This is a genomic window from Sphingobium sp. CFD-2 (assembly GCF_024611135.1).
In the GTDB taxonomy this organism is placed as follows: domain Bacteria; phylum Pseudomonadota; class Alphaproteobacteria; order Sphingomonadales; family Sphingomonadaceae; genus Sphingobium; species Sphingobium fuliginis.
Genome location: NZ_CP084405.1, coordinates 1,453,401 through 1,467,387, shown reverse-complemented (window position 1 = coordinate 1,467,387; position 13,987 = coordinate 1,453,401). Strand labels below are relative to the sequence as shown.

Sequence of the window (13,987 nt, the reverse complement as noted above, 5' to 3'; positions counted from 1 at the left end):
CGTAAGCATGGCTGCATTGGGGGCTTGTTGCCTTGGCGTAACTGAACCCTTTACGGTAAAATTCGGCTAACCTTCGCCGTTGAGAGTCCGGCAACCGGATGAGCGCACCCTGATCCTCGGGCAATTGGACGGGGGTTCAACTCATGAGGATATTGATCGCAGCGGCGCTTGCCGCGACGATGCCGCTTGCGCCGGCCACGGCGGCGAACTGCTGGAAGCAGACCGCCGTGGAAGCAGCGCAAATCCGGGATTTCGAGATGATGCTGATGGTATCTGCGCTGCGGTGCCGGGCGACGGGACATGACTTCCTTGCCAGCTACAACCGCTTCATCCGGGAAAAGCGCGAGACGCTGACGCAGGTGAATGACGAGCTGCGCGAGCATTTCCGTTCGGCCGCCGGGCCGGTCGGCGCGCTGGGGGCTTATGACAATTACGTCACGGGCCTCGCCAATGTCTATGGCGCGGGCGCGGATGGGCTGGGCTGCCGCGACCTCCAGTCGATCACGGACGCCGCCAACGCCCTGCCGCCCAGCCGGTCGGCCTTGTTGGAACTCGCCGATGCGGCGGCGATCAGCCCGCATCTGTCCGGCGCGCGGTGCGACATCGTCACGGCGGTGGTGGAGAAGGTGCGGAAAACGGAGGGGACCTCATCCGGCGCGCCCGTGAAGGTCGCAGTGCGCGGTCCTGCCGAATAAGACATAAAGAAAACTTTATATTGAGTTGCCTTGGATGGCGGCGATTGGTAAAGCCCAGCCCATCGTCGCCGTTCGTTCATTCGGGCGGCGGCCTCAATCTTAACGATATGGAGACAGGCTCGTGGCCACCGCACCCGCCACCCAGGCGCAGGATTATGTGATCCGCGACATCGGCCTTGCCGCTTTCGGCCGCAAGGAAATCGAAATCGCGGAAACCGAAATGCCGGGCCTGATGGCCCTGCGCGCCGAATTCGGCGCCGCCAAGCCGCTGAAGGGCGCGCGCATCACCGGGTCGCTGCACATGACGATCCAGACCGCCGTGCTGATCGAGACGCTGGCGGAACTGGGCGCCGAAATCCGCTGGGCGTCGTGCAACATCTTCTCGACCCAGGATCATGCCGCCGCCGCCATCGCCGCGCGGGGCATCCCGGTGTTCGCCGTCAAAGGCGAGACGCTGGAGGAATATTGGGACTATGTCATCCGCATCTTCGACTGGGGCGATACGGTCTGCAACATGATCCTGGACGATGGTGGTGACGCCACCATGTTCGCGCTGTGGGGCGCCCGCGTCGAGGCCGGGGAAGAACTGTTCACCCCCGGCAACGAGGAAGAGGAAATCTTCGTCGCGACGCTGAAGCGCTTCCTGGCCGAGCGTCCGGGCTATCTGACCGAGACGGTCAAGGCCATCAAGGGCGTGTCGGAAGAGACCACGACCGGCGTCCACCGCCTCTATGAACTGGCGAAGAAGGGCAAGCTGCCCTTCCCGGCGATCAACGTCAACGACAGCGTCACCAAGTCGAAGTTCGACAATCTCTATGGCTGCAAGGAATCGCTGGTCGACGCCATCCGTCGCGCCACCGACGTCATGCTGGCCGGCAAGGTCGCCGTGGTCGCCGGCTTCGGTGACGTGGGCAAGGGTTCGGCCGCTTCGCTCCGCAATGGCGGTGCGCGCGTGCTGGTGACCGAGATCGATCCGATCTGCGCGTTGCAGGCGGCGATGGAGGGCTATGAAGTCGTCACCATGGAAGAGGCGGCCACCCGCGCCGACATCTTCGTCACCGCGACCGGCAATGAGGACGTGATCACCGTCGACCATATGCGCGCCATGAAGAACATGGCGATCGTGTGCAATATCGGCCATTTCGACAGCGAGATCCAGATCGCGGGCCTCAACAACATGAAGTGGACCGAGATCAAGCCGCAGGTCGACGAGGTCGAGTTCCCCGACGGCAAGAAGATCATCGTGCTGGCGAAGGGCCGGCTGGTGAACCTGGGCTGCGCCACCGGCCATCCGAGCTTTGTCATGTCATCGTCCTTCACCAACCAGGTGCTGGCGCAGATCGAGCTTTGGACCAAGTCGGATGAGTATAAGAACGACGTCTATGTGCTGCCCAAGCATCTGGACGAGAAGGTGGCGGCGCTCCACCTGGAGAAGCTGGGCGTGAAGCTGTCGAAGCTGACGCCCAAGCAGGCCGCCTATATCGGCGTGACCCAGGAAGGGCCATTCAAGCCGGATCATTACCGCTACTGAGCGGGATGGGGAGGGGAGGCATCGAGCCTCCCCTTTTTTTTGGGCTTGGGCGGTACGTGCTTTTGTGCCGGGTCAGGTTGCCGTGAGCCGGTCGTGCAGTTCCATTCCTTCTTGCAGAGAGCCAGGCACTCAGCCCTGTTGCTGTCGGGTCTGGACCGGATCACCCAATATCCGTCTCTTTGGGCTTGCCGTGGAGCGCTTCTCTTCGAGAAAGAAGCGGGGCTTCGACAGGCGCAAGCTGAACGGGTGGGAGAGCGACTCCGTCCTTCCGGGTAGAAGGAGGGCGCCGCTCACCCCGCGGTGCATGGCCTGCGGTCGAATATCGGGCCGGCCGCGCGGTTATGCAGGCCCGCTGGCGAGGGCTGCCCTGACCGCTTCGATCGCCGCCTGCGCTTTGTCGCCTTCCGGACCGCCGCCCTGGGCCATGTCGGGACGGCCTCCGCCGCCCTTGCCGCCCAAGGCTTCGACGCCTGCGCGGACCAGATCCACGGCGCTGATCGTGTTCACAAGGTCGTCGGTGACGCCGACGGCAATGCTGGCGCGGCCATCGACCACCGCCAGGACGGCGGAGACGCCGCTGCCGAGCGTTGCCTTGTTCTGATCGACCAATCCGCGCAGTTCCTTGGGATCGAGCCCCTCGATCACCTGACCGATGAAGTTGACCGAGCCCACCTTCTCCGGACCCGCCGCCTGTGCGGAACCCCCGCCGCCCAGCGCCAGCGCCTTCTTCGCTTCGGCGAGCTCGCGTTCCAGCTTGCGGCTCTGTTCGACCAGCGCGGCGATGCGGGCAGGGACTTCCTCCGGCGTCGTCTTGAGTGCGGCGGCGGACTGGCGCAGCCGGTCTTCGCGATCGGAGAGCCAGAGGCGCGCGGCTTCGCCGGTCAGCGCTTCGATGCGGCGGACGCCAGACGAAACGGCGCTTTCCGAGATGATCTTGAAGATCGCGATGTCGCCGGTTGCGCGGACATGGGTGCCGCCGCACAATTCGACCGAATAGCTGTTCGCATCGCCCTTGCCCATGGAGAGGACGCGGACCTCGTCCCCATATTTCTCACCGAACAGGGCCATGGCCCCAGCGGCGATGGCGTCGTCCGGCGTCATCAGGCGCGTCGTCACCGCTTCATTGTGGCGGATCTGTTCGTTCACATCGGCTTCGATGGCGGCGATCTGGCTGTGGGTCAGCGCCTCGGGATGGGAGAAGTCGAAGCGCAGACGATCCGGTGCGACGAGGCTGCCCTTCTGCGTGACGTGGGCGCCGAGCTGGTTGCGGAGCGCGGCATGCAGCAAATGGGTGGCGCTGTGATTGGCGCGGATGCGGTCGCGGCGGCTGACGTCGACGCTGAGGTGAACCGTGTCGCCCAGCTTGACGCTGCCCGCGCCGACCTTCGCCCGGTGCGCATGGAGGCGGCCCAGCGGCTTCGCGGTGTCCTCGACATCCGCGACCAGGCCGGACTGCGCGCTGATCGTGCCCGCATCGCCCATCTGGCCGCCGCTTTCGCCGTAGAACGGCGTCTGGTTGGTGATGATCGTGACCGTCTCGCCAGCGCTCGCGCTGTCGAAGTTCACACCGTCCTTGACGATCGCCAGCACCTCGCCCTCGCCCTCGGTCGAGCTATAGCCGATGAACTCCGTATTGCCGGCCTTTTCGGCAATGTCGAACCAGATTTCGTCCGAGGCCTTTTCGCCTGAGCCCTTCCACGCGGCGCGGGCGGCGGCCTTCTGTTCGGCCATCGCCTTGTCGAAGCCTTCGCGGTCGACGCTGAGGCCGCGCGAGCGCAGCGCGTCTTCGGTCAGGTCATAGGGGAAGCCATAGGTGTCGTAGAGCTTGAACGCGGTTTCGCCGGGGAGCGTGCCGCCTTCCGACAGGTCGCCGGTCGCTTCGTCGAGCAGCTTCAGCCCCTTTTCCAGCGTCTGGCGGAACCGGGTTTCCTCGCGCAGGAGGGTTTCCTCGATCAGCGGCTGGGCGCGGACCAGTTCCTGATAGGCGCCGCCCATTTCGGAGACGAGGCTGCCGACCAGACGGTGCATCAACGGCTCCTTGGCGCCGATGATATGGGCGTGGCGCATGGCGCGGCGCATGATGCGGCGCAGCACATAGCCGCGGCCTTCATTGGCGGGCAGCACGCCGTCCGCGATCAGGAAGCTGGTGGAGCGGAGGTGATCCGCGATGACGCGGTGGCTGGCCTTATACTCGCCATCGGTGGCGGTTTTCGTCAGCGCGCCCGATTCCTCTATCAGCGCCTTGAAGGTATCGGTGTCGTAATTGTCGTGGACGCCCTGCAGGACCGCGGCGATGCGTTCCAGACCCATGCCGGTGTCGATGCTGGGCTTGGGAAGTTCGGAGACGATCTCGTTCGCTTCCTGCTCATATTGCATGAAGACGAGGTTCCAGATCTCGACGAAACGGTCGCCATCTTCCTCCGGGCTTCCGGGAGGACCGCCCCAGATATGGTCGCCATGGTCGTAGAAGATTTCCGAGCAGGGGCCGCAGGGGCCACTGTCGCCCATGGCCCAGAAATTATCCTTGGTGGGGATGCGGATGATCCGCTCCTCCGGCAGGCCGGCGATCTTCTTCCACAGGTCGAAGGCTTCGTCGTCGGTATGATAGACCGTCGCCGTCAGCTTTTCGGGCGACAGGCCCCATTCCTTCGTCAGCAGGGTCCAGGCATGGGTGATCGCCTGTTCCTTGAAATAATCCCCGAAGCTGAAATTGCCCAGCATTTCGAAGAAGGTATGGTGGCGCGCGGTATAGCCGACATTGTCGAGGTCGTTATGCTTGCCGCCGGCGCGGACCGACTTCTGGCTGCTCGTCGCCTTGGTGTAGGGGCGGGATTCAAGGCCGGTGAAGACATTCTTGAACGGCACCATGCCCGCATTGACGAACATCAGCGTCGGGTCGTTGTGCGGCACGAGAGGCGCGGACGGAACGATGGTGTGGCCGTTGGCCCCGAAATAGTCGAGGAAGGAGCGGCGAATGTCGTTGGTCGATGTCATGCGGGCGATTTAGTGGGAAGCGCTCCAACGCACAAGCGGGGCTTTTCGTCGTTCATGGGAATATCGGCCGATGGGGTTTCCCGCTGAGACAGGCGGGCCGGAAAAGCGGACCGGGCCGCCCGCCTCGGCCCAAGGACGCGATTTTCCTTTCCGCCCGTCCGCCCGCCCGCCCGGCGAAGTCAGGCGGTCGGCCGCTTCTGAAATGATTCATGTCCCCCGACCGCGACATCCTCGGCCTCTATCCGCGCGACCTGCGCGGCGGGCGGGCCTTGTCGCGCCAGCAGGACGAACCGCTCCACCGCATCCCGCGGTCCTTCCACCAGCGCCTCCACGCTGCCGTCCATGCGGTTGCGTACCCAGCCTGTCAGGTTGAGACCCCGGGCCGTTTCGACGGCCCAGTTGCGGTAGAACACGCCCTGCACCCGGCCGAGGATCGTCAGGTGGCGGGCGAGGATGGTCATCAGTGCACCCGCTTGATCCAGGTCTGGCCGTCGCGGCTCTCCACCTTGAAATTATTGATCGAGCGGACAAGGTCGGACAGCCGCTTGAACCCATAGTTGCGCGTGTCGAAACTGGAGCGGTTCCCGGCGAGCTGGCCCACTTCGCTGAGGCGGGCGAAGCCCTGATCGTCGCGTTTGACGGCATTATAGGCGTCGATCAACAGCTTGACGAGATCGGGCGCGACTTCGGGCGCGTCGGGGGAGGCGGGTTCCGCCGCCGACTCCTCCAGTTCGACGGGCGCCGTTCTTGCGCTGGCGAGCGCCCCGACGTCGATGAAGCGGGTGCAGGCGCTGCGGAAGGCCTGCGGCGTCTTGTCCGTTCCGAAGCCATAGACCGGCAGGCCTTCCTGCCGGATGCGGGTGACGAGCGGCGTGAAATCGCTGTCGCTCGACATCAGGCCGAAGCCGGTGACCCGGCCCGACGCCATCAAATCCATGGCGTCGATCGTCATCTTCATGTCGGTGGCGTTCTTGCCCCGGGTGAGGTCGAACTGCTGCTGCGTTTCGATGGCCTGCGTCACGGCCTGCCGCGCCCATCTCTTGAGCGCGGGCTTGCTCCAATTGCCATAGGCGCGCCGGATATTGACGGTGCCCAGTTCCGCCAGGACCGTCAGCACCGGGTCGAAATGGTCGGCGGAGACATTGTCGGCATCGATCAGCAGGGCGATATTGCCGCTGGGGATCGGCGCGGTCATCAGGCTTCCAGTGCCGCCGGGCTGAACTGGCCGCTCGCCTCGTCCAGCAGGTGGAGCTGGCCGTCGGCAATGGCGAAGAAGGCGCCGATCAGCCTGATCTCGCCGCTCCGTTCCTTCGTGCGGACGCAGGGGAAGGTGCGCAGATTGGCCAGGCTGACCTTGACGCCTTCCTGCTCCATGGCGCGTTCGGCGTCGCGGCCGTCATCCGCGCCAAAGCGTTCGACCACCTTTTCCCGCGCTTCGTCCAGCAGTTCGATCCAGTTGTGGATGAAGCCGCCCTCGCCGGGAGGCGCGTCTTTCAGCGAATGGCTGAGCGCCGCCTTGCAGCCGCCGCATTTGCCATGGCCCATGACGACGATCTCGCCCACCTTGAGCACCTGGACCGCGAATTCCAGCGCCGCGGAGACGCCGTGGCGGCCGGGATTGGTTTCAAAGGGGGGCACCAGCGCCGCGACATTGCGGACCACGAAGATCTCGCCGGGGCTGGTGTCGAATATCTGTGCGGGATCGACTCGGCTGTCGGAACAGGCGATGACCATGACGCGGGGGCTCTGCCCCTCGCTCAGTTCATCCCATCGTTCCCGCTGCTGGGTCCAACCGGTGTTGCGGAAGCGGCGATAGCCGGCGAGCATATCAGCGAAATCGGTCATGCGCCGGTCTGTGCCGAACAATGATGGGGCTGGCAAGAGCGCTCTCGCATCGCTATCTGGAGCGCATGACCGACATCGTCCCGATCCCCGCGCCCGCCACTCGTCCCGAGCGCGCCCGCAAGCCCGACTGGATTCGCGTGAAGGCGCCGACCAGCCCCGGCTATCACGAGACGCGCAAGCTGATGCGGACCAAGGGGCTGGCGACGGTGTGCGAGGAGGCGGCCTGCCCGAATATCGGGGAGTGCTGGACCAAGAAGCATGCGACCGTGATGATCCTGGGCGATGTCTGTACGCGGGCCTGCGCCTTCTGCAACGTCAAGACCGGCATGCCGCGCAAGGTCGATCCCAACGAGCCGCAGAATTTGGCCGATGCCTGCGCCGAAATGGGGCTGGAGCATATCGTCATCACCTCCGTCGACCGCGACGACCTGCCCGATGGCGGCGCGTCGCAGTTCGTGAAGGTGATCGAGGCGCTGCGCCGCAAGACCCCGGACACGACCATCGAAATCCTGACGCCGGACTTCCGCAACAAGCATGAACGCGCCGTCGAGATGATCGTCGCGGCGCGGCCGGACGTCTATAACCATAATCTGGAGACGGTGCCGCGCCTCTATCCGACCATTCGCCCGGGCGCGCGCTATTACGCGTCGCTGCGGCTGCTGGAGACGGTGAAGAAGCTCGATCCGTCGATCTTCACCAAGTCGGGCATCATGCTGGGTCTGGGGGAGGAGCGGCTGGAGGTCCATCAGGTGATGGACGACATGCGCTCCGCCGACATCGATTTCCTGACCATGGGGCAATATCTCCAGCCGACGCCCAAGCACGCCAAGGTGATGGAGTTCGTCACTCCGGCGGCGTTCAACGCCTATGCGGCGATCGCGCGGGCCAAGGGCTTCCTGCAGGTGGCGTCGAGCCCGCTGACCCGCTCCAGCTATCATGCGGGCAAGGATTTCGCGGAAATGCGCGCGGCTCGCGAGGCGCAACTGGCAAAGGCTGGCCAATAAGCCGATGCCCAAGCATAACGAAACGAGGCCGCTTCCCTATACGCCCGAACAGATGTTCGACCTGGTGGCGAATGTGGAGGCCTATCCCGAATTCCTGCCCTGGGTCAGCGCGATCCGGGTGCGGTCCGACAGCGATTCGGAGATGGTCGCGGACATGATCGTCGGGTTCAAGGGGATCAAGGAGAGCTTCACGTCCCGCGTGCACAAGCATAGGCCGGATCATGTGCGGGTCGATTATCTGGATGGGCCCTTGAAGCATCTCCACAATGAATGGAGCTTTCGCGACGACGGCAAGGGCGGCGTTCTGGTGGATTTCGAGGTCGAGTTCGAATTCAAGAGCAAGCTGTTCGAGATGCTGGCCGGCCAGGTGTTCGACAAGGCGCTGCGCAAGATGATCGGCGCGTTCGAAACCCGCGCGGCGGAGCTTTATGGCGCGGGCGAGTCGGGCAGCAGCAGTTCGAGCGCGCACAGCGCCGCCTGAAGGCGGACGCCGCCCCGGCCCGTATCCCCGAAATAATGCATGTCGGCCACGATCTTGTCGGGGCTGGCGCCGCGTTCGGCGCGGGCGAAGACGACGGTGCCGACCGGTTTCTGCTCCGATCCGCCGCCGGGGCCGGCTATGCCGGTGATGGCGACGGCGACGTTGGCGTGGCTCTTGTTCAGCGCGCCCTGCGCCATGGCCCAGGCGGTGGCGATGGAAACCGCGCCGAAGGTTTCGATGACATCCTGCGATACTTTGAGAAGCTCGCTCTTCATGTCATTGGAATAGGTGACGAAACCGGCTTCGAACACCTCGGACGATCCGGCGATTTCGGTCAGTGCGGCGGAGACAAGGCCGCCGGTGCAGCTTTCCGCCACGGCGATGGTGCGGCCGGCGCGACGGTTGGCGGCGACGACGCGCTCGGCCAGTTCGACAAGCGACGCGGGAAGGATGCTATCAGGCATGGCGATCAGATTAGCGCGGGGAGGGAGAGCGTGGCAACAGCCTGTGCGGCAATACCCTCCCGCCGACCGGCAAAGCCCAGCCGTTCGGTGGTGGTCGCCTTTATGCTGACCCGGTCGGGAGGAAGGTGCAGGATTTCCGCGATCCGGGCGCGCATGGCGTCCCTGTGCGGGCCGATTTTCGGCGCCTCGCAGATCAGCGTCAGGTCGACATGCTCGATAAAGCCGTCCCGTTTTGCGACGCGCTCCGCCGCATATTCCAGGAAACGGGAGGAGGCGACTCCCCGCCATTGCGGGTCGGAGGGCGGGAAATGGCTGCCGATGTCGCCCTCCGCCAGTGCGCCCAGCAGCGCATCCACCAGCGCGTGGATCGCCACGTCCGCGTCGCTGTGCCCAGCGAGGCCCCGGTCGTGCGGAATGCGGACCCCGCAGAGCCAGAGCTCCTCATCGGGGGCCAGCCGGTGGACGTCATAACCCATGCCGGTCCGGACGCTGCGGGCAGCGCCCAGCCGGGCTTCGGCGCGGAGGAAATCCTCGGCATAGGTCAATTTTTCCAGCCTTTCATCGCCAGCGACCAATGTGACGTCATGGCCCGAATGCCGCAATATCTGGGCATCGTCGGTTGCTTCCCGATTGCCGTCCCAGCTTCTGTGCGCGGCCAGCAGGGCATCGAAGCGGAAGGCCTGCGGCGTCTGGACCCGGAACAGGCCATCGCGGTCGACGACGTCCCCGGCCTTGTCATGGTCGCTCTTGTCATGTTCGCTTCTGACCAATGTGTCTGCAACCGGTAAGGCGGGAATGGCGCCGGGCGCACCCTCCAGCGCGGCGAGCAGCCGGTCGATCACCGTCGCGGGGAGAAAGGGACGGGCAGCGTCGTGCACCAATATGCGCGCCGCGCCGCCAGCGGACGCTATATGCTCAAGACCGGCGCGGACGGACCCGCGGCGGCTGTCGGCGCCCTGAACGATGGCGGAGACGGTGCAGCTTTCCAGTGCGGCGTGTGCATCCTCCTCCTGCCCCGCGCCGACGACCAGGACAAGGGAACCGATGGCGGGATGCCCGGCCAGCGCGTCGACGGCGTGGGCGAGGACCGGCTTGCCGCCGATGCGCCGGAATTGCTTGGGAATGTCGCCGCCCGCGCGGCTGCCCTGACCTGCTGCGACCAGCAAAGCGACGGTTCTGTCTGTCATGGCCGCGCCTGTATCGCAGTGCCGGGCCAACCGCCAGCCCCGCCTCGCTTGCCGATGATGCGGATTTCCGCTAAGGGCTGCCTGTTTTTTAGGCAGTGTTGGAATGATGCAGAGGCTTTCCCCGATTTCCATAGGTCCGGTGACGATTGACATGCCGGTCGTGCTGGCGCCGATGACGGGCGTGACGGACATGCCGTTCCGGACACTGGTCCGCCGCTATGGCTCCGGCCTCAACGTGACCGAGATGATCGCCACGGCGGCGATGATTCGCGAGACGCGCCAGTCGCTGCAGAAGGCGGCCTGGCATCCGCTGGAGGAGCCCGTATCGATGCAGTTGGCCGGCTGTTCGCCCACGGAAATGGCGGAGGCTGCCAAGCTGAACGCGGATCGCGGCGCGGCGATCATCGACATCAACATGGGCTGCCCGGTTAAAAAGGTCGTGAATGGCGATGCGGGCAGCGCGTTGATGCGCGACCTGCCGCTGGCCGCTTCGCTGATCGAAGCGACGGTGAAGGCCGTCGATGTGCCCGTCACGGTCAAGATGCGCATGGGTTGGGATCATGCCAGCCTGAACGCGCCCGAACTGGCCCGGATCGCGGAGGATCTGGGCGCGAAGCTGATCACCGTTCATGGCCGCACGCGCTGCCAGATGTACAAGGGGTCGGCCGACTGGGCCTTCGTGCGCAGCGTGAAGGATGCGGTGTCGCTGCCCGTCATCGTCAACGGCGACATCTGCTCCATCGACGATGCCGAGACGGCGCTGGAGCAGAGCGGCGCCGACGGCGTGATGATCGGGCGGGGCGCCTATGGGCGGCCCTGGCTGATCGGGCAGGTGATGCACTGGTTCCGCACCGGGGAACGGCTGGCCGATCCTGCGCTGGAGGAACAATATCGCGTGATTACGGAACATTATCGCGCGATGCTGGAGCATTATGACAATCATACCGGCGTCAACATGGCCCGCAAGCATATCGGCTGGTACACCAAGGGGCTGCCGGGTTCGGCCGAGTTCCGCAATGCGGTGAACCAGGAGCCGGACGGCGATGTCGTGCTGGACATGCTGGCGCGCTTCTACGAACCGCTGATTGCCGACGAGGGGCCGGTCGAGACGCGCAAGGCGGCATGACGGCGGCCATGACGACCATCCCGTCGCTTCGACCGCAACAGGATGGGCCTTCGCTTTCCGAACTGATGACGGCGTTGCCGGTCGCGACCCTGGTGGTGCGGCCGGACAACAGCATCGCCGATGCCAATGTCCGCGCCGAAACGCTGCTCAACATGGCGCGATCGGCCATTGTCGGCAGCGACATAGCGCGGACCATCCGCATGGCGGAAATGGGCGCGCGCTTCGACATCTGGCACAGCAACAAGCCGATCGCCGCCTATGACATCCGCGTGCATGCGGGGCGCACGGCGGAAATGGAGGTCGACCTGATGATCGCGCCCATCGTCGATCATGAAGGCTGGCGCGTGGTATCGATCCACACCCAGAGCCAGGCGCGCAAGATCGGCCATCGCGGTACGGCGGGCGGCGCGCGATCGGCCATCGGCGCGGCGGCGATCCTGGCGCATGAGATCAAGAATCCGCTGTCGGGCATCAGGGGCGCGGCCCAGTTGCTGGAATCGGGAAATGACGGACGGGACGCCGCGCTGACGCAACTCATCTGCAATGAGGTGGACAGGATCGCCGCGCTGATCGACCGGATGCAGGACTTCACGACGGACCGGACCCTGGAGTGCCGCAGCGGCAACATCTATCCGCTGATCGACCGGGCGGCGAATATCGCCGCCGCCGGATTCGCAAAGGATATAAGGATCGTAAAAAGTTATGATCCATCCCTGCCATTCGCCAATATCAACGAGGATGCGCTGGTGCAGGTGATGATCAACCTGCTCAAAAATGCCGCCGAGGCGCTGGAGCACAGCAGGAAGCCCCGGATAAGGGTGGAGACGGCGTTTCGCCATGGCGTTTCCGTAGTGGTCGGCAAGGGGAAGGGCAGCGCGGTGCTGCCCATCGAAATCCTGGTGGTCGACAATGGGCCGGGCGTGCCGGAGCATATATTGGATCACCTGTTCAATCCCTTCATCACCGGCAGGCGGGACGGGACGGGGCTGGGGCTGGCGCTGGTGGACAAGCTGGTGCGCGACATGAACGGGTTCGTGCAATATTCGCGCGATCATGAGGCAGGGGAATCGACCTTCCGCATCCTGCTGCCGATGGGAACGGGTTGATGGCGGCAAGATGATGGCGGTGACGGCCTCGATTTTGGTGGTGGACGACGATCCGGCGATCTGCGTGGTCGTGGGGGAAGCGCTGCGGCGGCAGGGATACAGAGTCAAGACGGCCGCATCGATCCGGGAGCGGAGCGCCCTGCTGGAAAGCTTTTCGCCGGACGTCCTGATCACCGACGTCATGCTGCCGGACGGCGACGGGCTGGATGGGGTCGCGGAGATTCTGGAACGGCGCCCGGCGCTCAGCATCATCATCCTGTCGGCGCAGAACACATTGAATACGGCGATCCGCGCCACCGAAAAGGGCGCGTTCGAATATCTGCCCAAGCCCTTCGATCTCAATGAGCTGACGCGGGCCGTGTCGGATGCGCTGGGATCGGGGAAGGGGGCGGACGAGGACGCGGCCGATGCCGGCCTGCCGCATGACGGATTGCCGCTGGTGGGTCGTTCCCCGGCGATGCAGGAGGTGTATCGGACCATCGCCCGGGTCCTTTCGAACGACCTCAGCATATTGGTGCTGGGCGAATCCGGGACCGGCAAGGAACTGGTGGCAGAGGCGATCCATAGCCTGGGGCAGAGGCGGACCAAGCCGTTCGTGCCGATCAACATGGCCGCCATCCCCCGCGAACTGATCGAGGCGGAACTGTTCGGTTATGAAAAAGGGGCCTTCACCGGCGCCCATGCCCGCACCGCAGGCAAGTTCGAGCAGGCGCAGGGCGGCACGCTGTTCCTGGACGAGATCGGGGACATGCCGATGGAAGCGCAGACGCGGCTGCTGCGCGTCCTTCAGTCCGGAGAGGTCACGACCGTCGGCGGCTCCAAATCGGTCAAGGTGAATGTCCGCATCATCGCGGCCACCAACAAGGATCTGCCCAGGCTGATCGAGGAGAACCGCTTCCGGCAGGACCTCTATTACCGGTTGAACGTGGTCCCCATCGCGCTTCCGGCGCTGCGTGAGCGGCGGGAGGACGTGATCCTGCTCGCCCGGCATTTCCTGGACCGCGCGGCGCAGGAGGGGCTGCCGCGCAAGTCGCTGTCCGACGATGCGGCGCAATTGCTGATGGCCTATCACTGGCCCGGCAATGTGCGCGAACTGCAGAATCTGATGCAGCGGCTGGCGGTTCTGAGCCGTGAGAACATGATCACCGCCGACATGCTGCGCAACAGCCTGCCGCTGGAAGCCGTGCCCGCCGATTATGCCGCCCCCGGCGACCTGCTGGGCCAGGCGGTGCGGGAATGGGCGAAGCGGCAACTGGGCATCGGCCTGACCCAGCCGAACCGCAGCCTGCATGACGACCTGCTGGCGGTGGTGGAGCCGATCCTGTTCCAGGAGACGCTGGCCAGCGTCGACGGAAACCAGATACGCGCCGCGGGACTGTTGGGCATCAACCGCAACACGCTGCGCAAGAAGCTGACCGACTATGGGCTCGATCCCTTGCAGCTTCGGATCGGCGATTAGAATATTCGGCGGGGAAGATAGGTCAAGCCGATGCGTTCGGATCGACCGTTCCGGGCGGCGGCGACGAACCGACCGCTCTTTTCGACCGGAAGCGC

General features: G+C 64.9%; 13 protein-coding genes. 7 read left to right on the top strand and 6 right to left on the bottom strand.

Annotated features, from left to right (window positions below; all coding sequences use genetic code 11):
* Positions 1–143: 143 nt before the first annotated feature.
* Both LDB29_RS07080 and ahcY read left to right on the top strand, forming a co-directional pair.
* Positions 144–695, top strand: coding sequence for a hypothetical protein (locus LDB29_RS07080; RefSeq protein ID WP_025550884.1), 552 nt, complete (start codon positions 144–146; stop codon positions 693–695).
* A 121-nt stretch (positions 696–816) separates the two neighbouring features.
* Positions 817–2,226 (top strand): adenosylhomocysteinase, encoded by a 1,410-nt coding sequence (gene ahcY / locus LDB29_RS07075; protein WP_044662340.1) that lies wholly within the window; start codon positions 817–819, stop codon positions 2,224–2,226.
* A gap of 339 nt (positions 2,227–2,565) precedes the next feature.
* Here ahcY and alaS read toward each other — a convergent pair whose 3' ends face one another.
* The 4 genes from alaS to LDB29_RS07055 form a co-directional block, all read right to left on the bottom strand.
* Positions 2,566–5,220: an alanine--tRNA ligase gene (gene alaS / locus LDB29_RS07070; RefSeq protein ID WP_099185777.1), complete on the bottom strand. Its 2,655-nt coding sequence runs from the start codon at positions 5,218–5,220 to the stop codon at positions 2,566–2,568.
* 179 nt (positions 5,221–5,399) lie between these two features.
* On the bottom strand, positions 5,400–5,681 hold the full coding sequence (locus tag LDB29_RS07065; protein WP_025548909.1) for an acylphosphatase: 282 nt from the start codon (positions 5,679–5,681) through the stop codon (positions 5,400–5,402).
* Positions 5,681–6,415: an NYN domain-containing protein gene (locus tag LDB29_RS07060; protein ID WP_025548911.1), complete on the bottom strand. Its 735-nt coding sequence runs from the start codon at positions 6,413–6,415 to the stop codon at positions 5,681–5,683. Before LDB29_RS07060 ends, LDB29_RS07065 begins: the two co-directional genes overlap by 1 nt.
* A complete protein-coding gene (locus LDB29_RS07055) occupies positions 6,415–7,065 on the bottom strand; it encodes a carbonic anhydrase (RefSeq protein ID WP_025548912.1) in 651 nt (216 codons plus the stop codon). The genes LDB29_RS07060 and LDB29_RS07055 overlap by 1 nt, the downstream gene beginning before the upstream one ends.
* 20 nt (positions 7,066–7,085) lie before the next feature.
* Between LDB29_RS07055 and lipA the strand changes: the two genes are divergently transcribed.
* Both lipA and LDB29_RS07045 read left to right on the top strand, forming a co-directional pair.
* Complete coding sequence (lipA, locus tag LDB29_RS07050; protein WP_025548913.1) at positions 7,086–8,069, top strand: lipoyl synthase; 984 nt, start codon at positions 7,086–7,088, stop codon at positions 8,067–8,069.
* Between the two features lie 4 nt (positions 8,070–8,073).
* Entirely contained in the window at positions 8,074–8,550 is a 477-nt protein-coding gene (locus LDB29_RS07045) for a type II toxin-antitoxin system RatA family toxin (protein WP_025548914.1), read from the top strand.
* On the opposite strand, the gene LDB29_RS07040 is transcribed toward LDB29_RS07045, so the two are convergent.
* Together LDB29_RS07040 and LDB29_RS07035 are read right to left on the bottom strand one after the other, a co-directional pair.
* Entirely contained in the window at positions 8,496–9,014 is a 519-nt protein-coding gene (locus tag LDB29_RS07040; protein ID WP_025548915.1) for a CinA family protein, read from the bottom strand. The two genes, LDB29_RS07045 and LDB29_RS07040, sit on opposite strands and share 55 nt — an antisense overlap.
* Before the next feature lie 5 nt (positions 9,015–9,019).
* Positions 9,020–10,201 carry a bifunctional 2-C-methyl-D-erythritol 4-phosphate cytidylyltransferase/2-C-methyl-D-erythritol 2,4-cyclodiphosphate synthase gene (locus LDB29_RS07035; protein ID WP_037482354.1) on the bottom strand — a complete coding sequence of 394 codons (1,182 nt, stop codon included), beginning with the start codon at positions 10,199–10,201 and terminating at the stop codon, positions 9,020–9,022.
* Between the two features lie 106 nt (positions 10,202–10,307).
* Here LDB29_RS07035 and dusB point away from each other — a divergent pair, with 106 nt between their 5' ends.
* From dusB to ntrC, 3 genes are read left to right on the top strand one after another with little or no spacing between them, the layout of a single operon-like run.
* Positions 10,308–11,327, top strand: a complete 1,020-nt coding sequence (gene dusB / locus LDB29_RS07030) for a tRNA dihydrouridine synthase DusB (RefSeq protein ID WP_025548918.1) — start codon at positions 10,308–10,310, stop codon at positions 11,325–11,327.
* Positions 11,324–12,433 (top strand): nitrogen regulation protein NR(II), encoded by a 1,110-nt coding sequence (locus LDB29_RS07025; protein WP_025548920.1) that lies wholly within the window; start codon positions 11,324–11,326, stop codon positions 12,431–12,433. Before dusB ends, LDB29_RS07025 begins: the two co-directional genes overlap by 4 nt.
* Before the next feature lie 13 nt (positions 12,434–12,446).
* Complete coding sequence (gene ntrC / locus LDB29_RS07020; protein ID WP_257557002.1) at positions 12,447–13,892, top strand: nitrogen regulation protein NR(I); 1,446 nt, start codon at positions 12,447–12,449, stop codon at positions 13,890–13,892.
* The last annotated feature ends 95 nt before the right edge of the window (positions 13,893–13,987 follow it).

Coding starts and splice junctions, on each gene's coding strand:
- LDB29_RS07080 (WP_025550884.1), top strand. CDS start 144: ATGAGGATATTGATCGCAGCGGCGCTTGCCGCGACGATGCCGCTTGCG.
- alaS (WP_099185777.1), bottom strand. CDS start 5,220: ATGACATCGACCAACGACATTCGCCGCTCCTTCCTCGACTATTTCGGG.
- LDB29_RS07065 (WP_025548909.1), bottom strand. CDS start 5,681: ATGACCATCCTCGCCCGCCACCTGACGATCCTCGGCCGGGTGCAGGGC.
- LDB29_RS07060 (WP_025548911.1), bottom strand. CDS start 6,415: ATGACCGCGCCGATCCCCAGCGGCAATATCGCCCTGCTGATCGATGCC.
- LDB29_RS07055 (WP_025548912.1), bottom strand. CDS start 7,065: ATGACCGATTTCGCTGATATGCTCGCCGGCTATCGCCGCTTCCGCAAC.
- lipA (WP_025548913.1), top strand. CDS start 7,086: ATGATGGGGCTGGCAAGAGCGCTCTCGCATCGCTATCTGGAGCGCATG.
- LDB29_RS07045 (WP_025548914.1), top strand. CDS start 8,074: ATGCCCAAGCATAACGAAACGAGGCCGCTTCCCTATACGCCCGAACAG.
- LDB29_RS07040 (WP_025548915.1), bottom strand. CDS start 9,014: ATGCCTGATAGCATCCTTCCCGCGTCGCTTGTCGAACTGGCCGAGCGC.
- LDB29_RS07035 (WP_037482354.1), bottom strand. CDS start 10,201: ATGACAGACAGAACCGTCGCTTTGCTGGTCGCAGCAGGTCAGGGCAGC.
- dusB (WP_025548918.1), top strand. CDS start 10,308: ATGCAGAGGCTTTCCCCGATTTCCATAGGTCCGGTGACGATTGACATG.
- LDB29_RS07025 (WP_025548920.1), top strand. CDS start 11,324: ATGACGGCGGCCATGACGACCATCCCGTCGCTTCGACCGCAACAGGAT.
- ntrC (WP_257557002.1), top strand. CDS start 12,447: ATGGCGGTGACGGCCTCGATTTTGGTGGTGGACGACGATCCGGCGATC.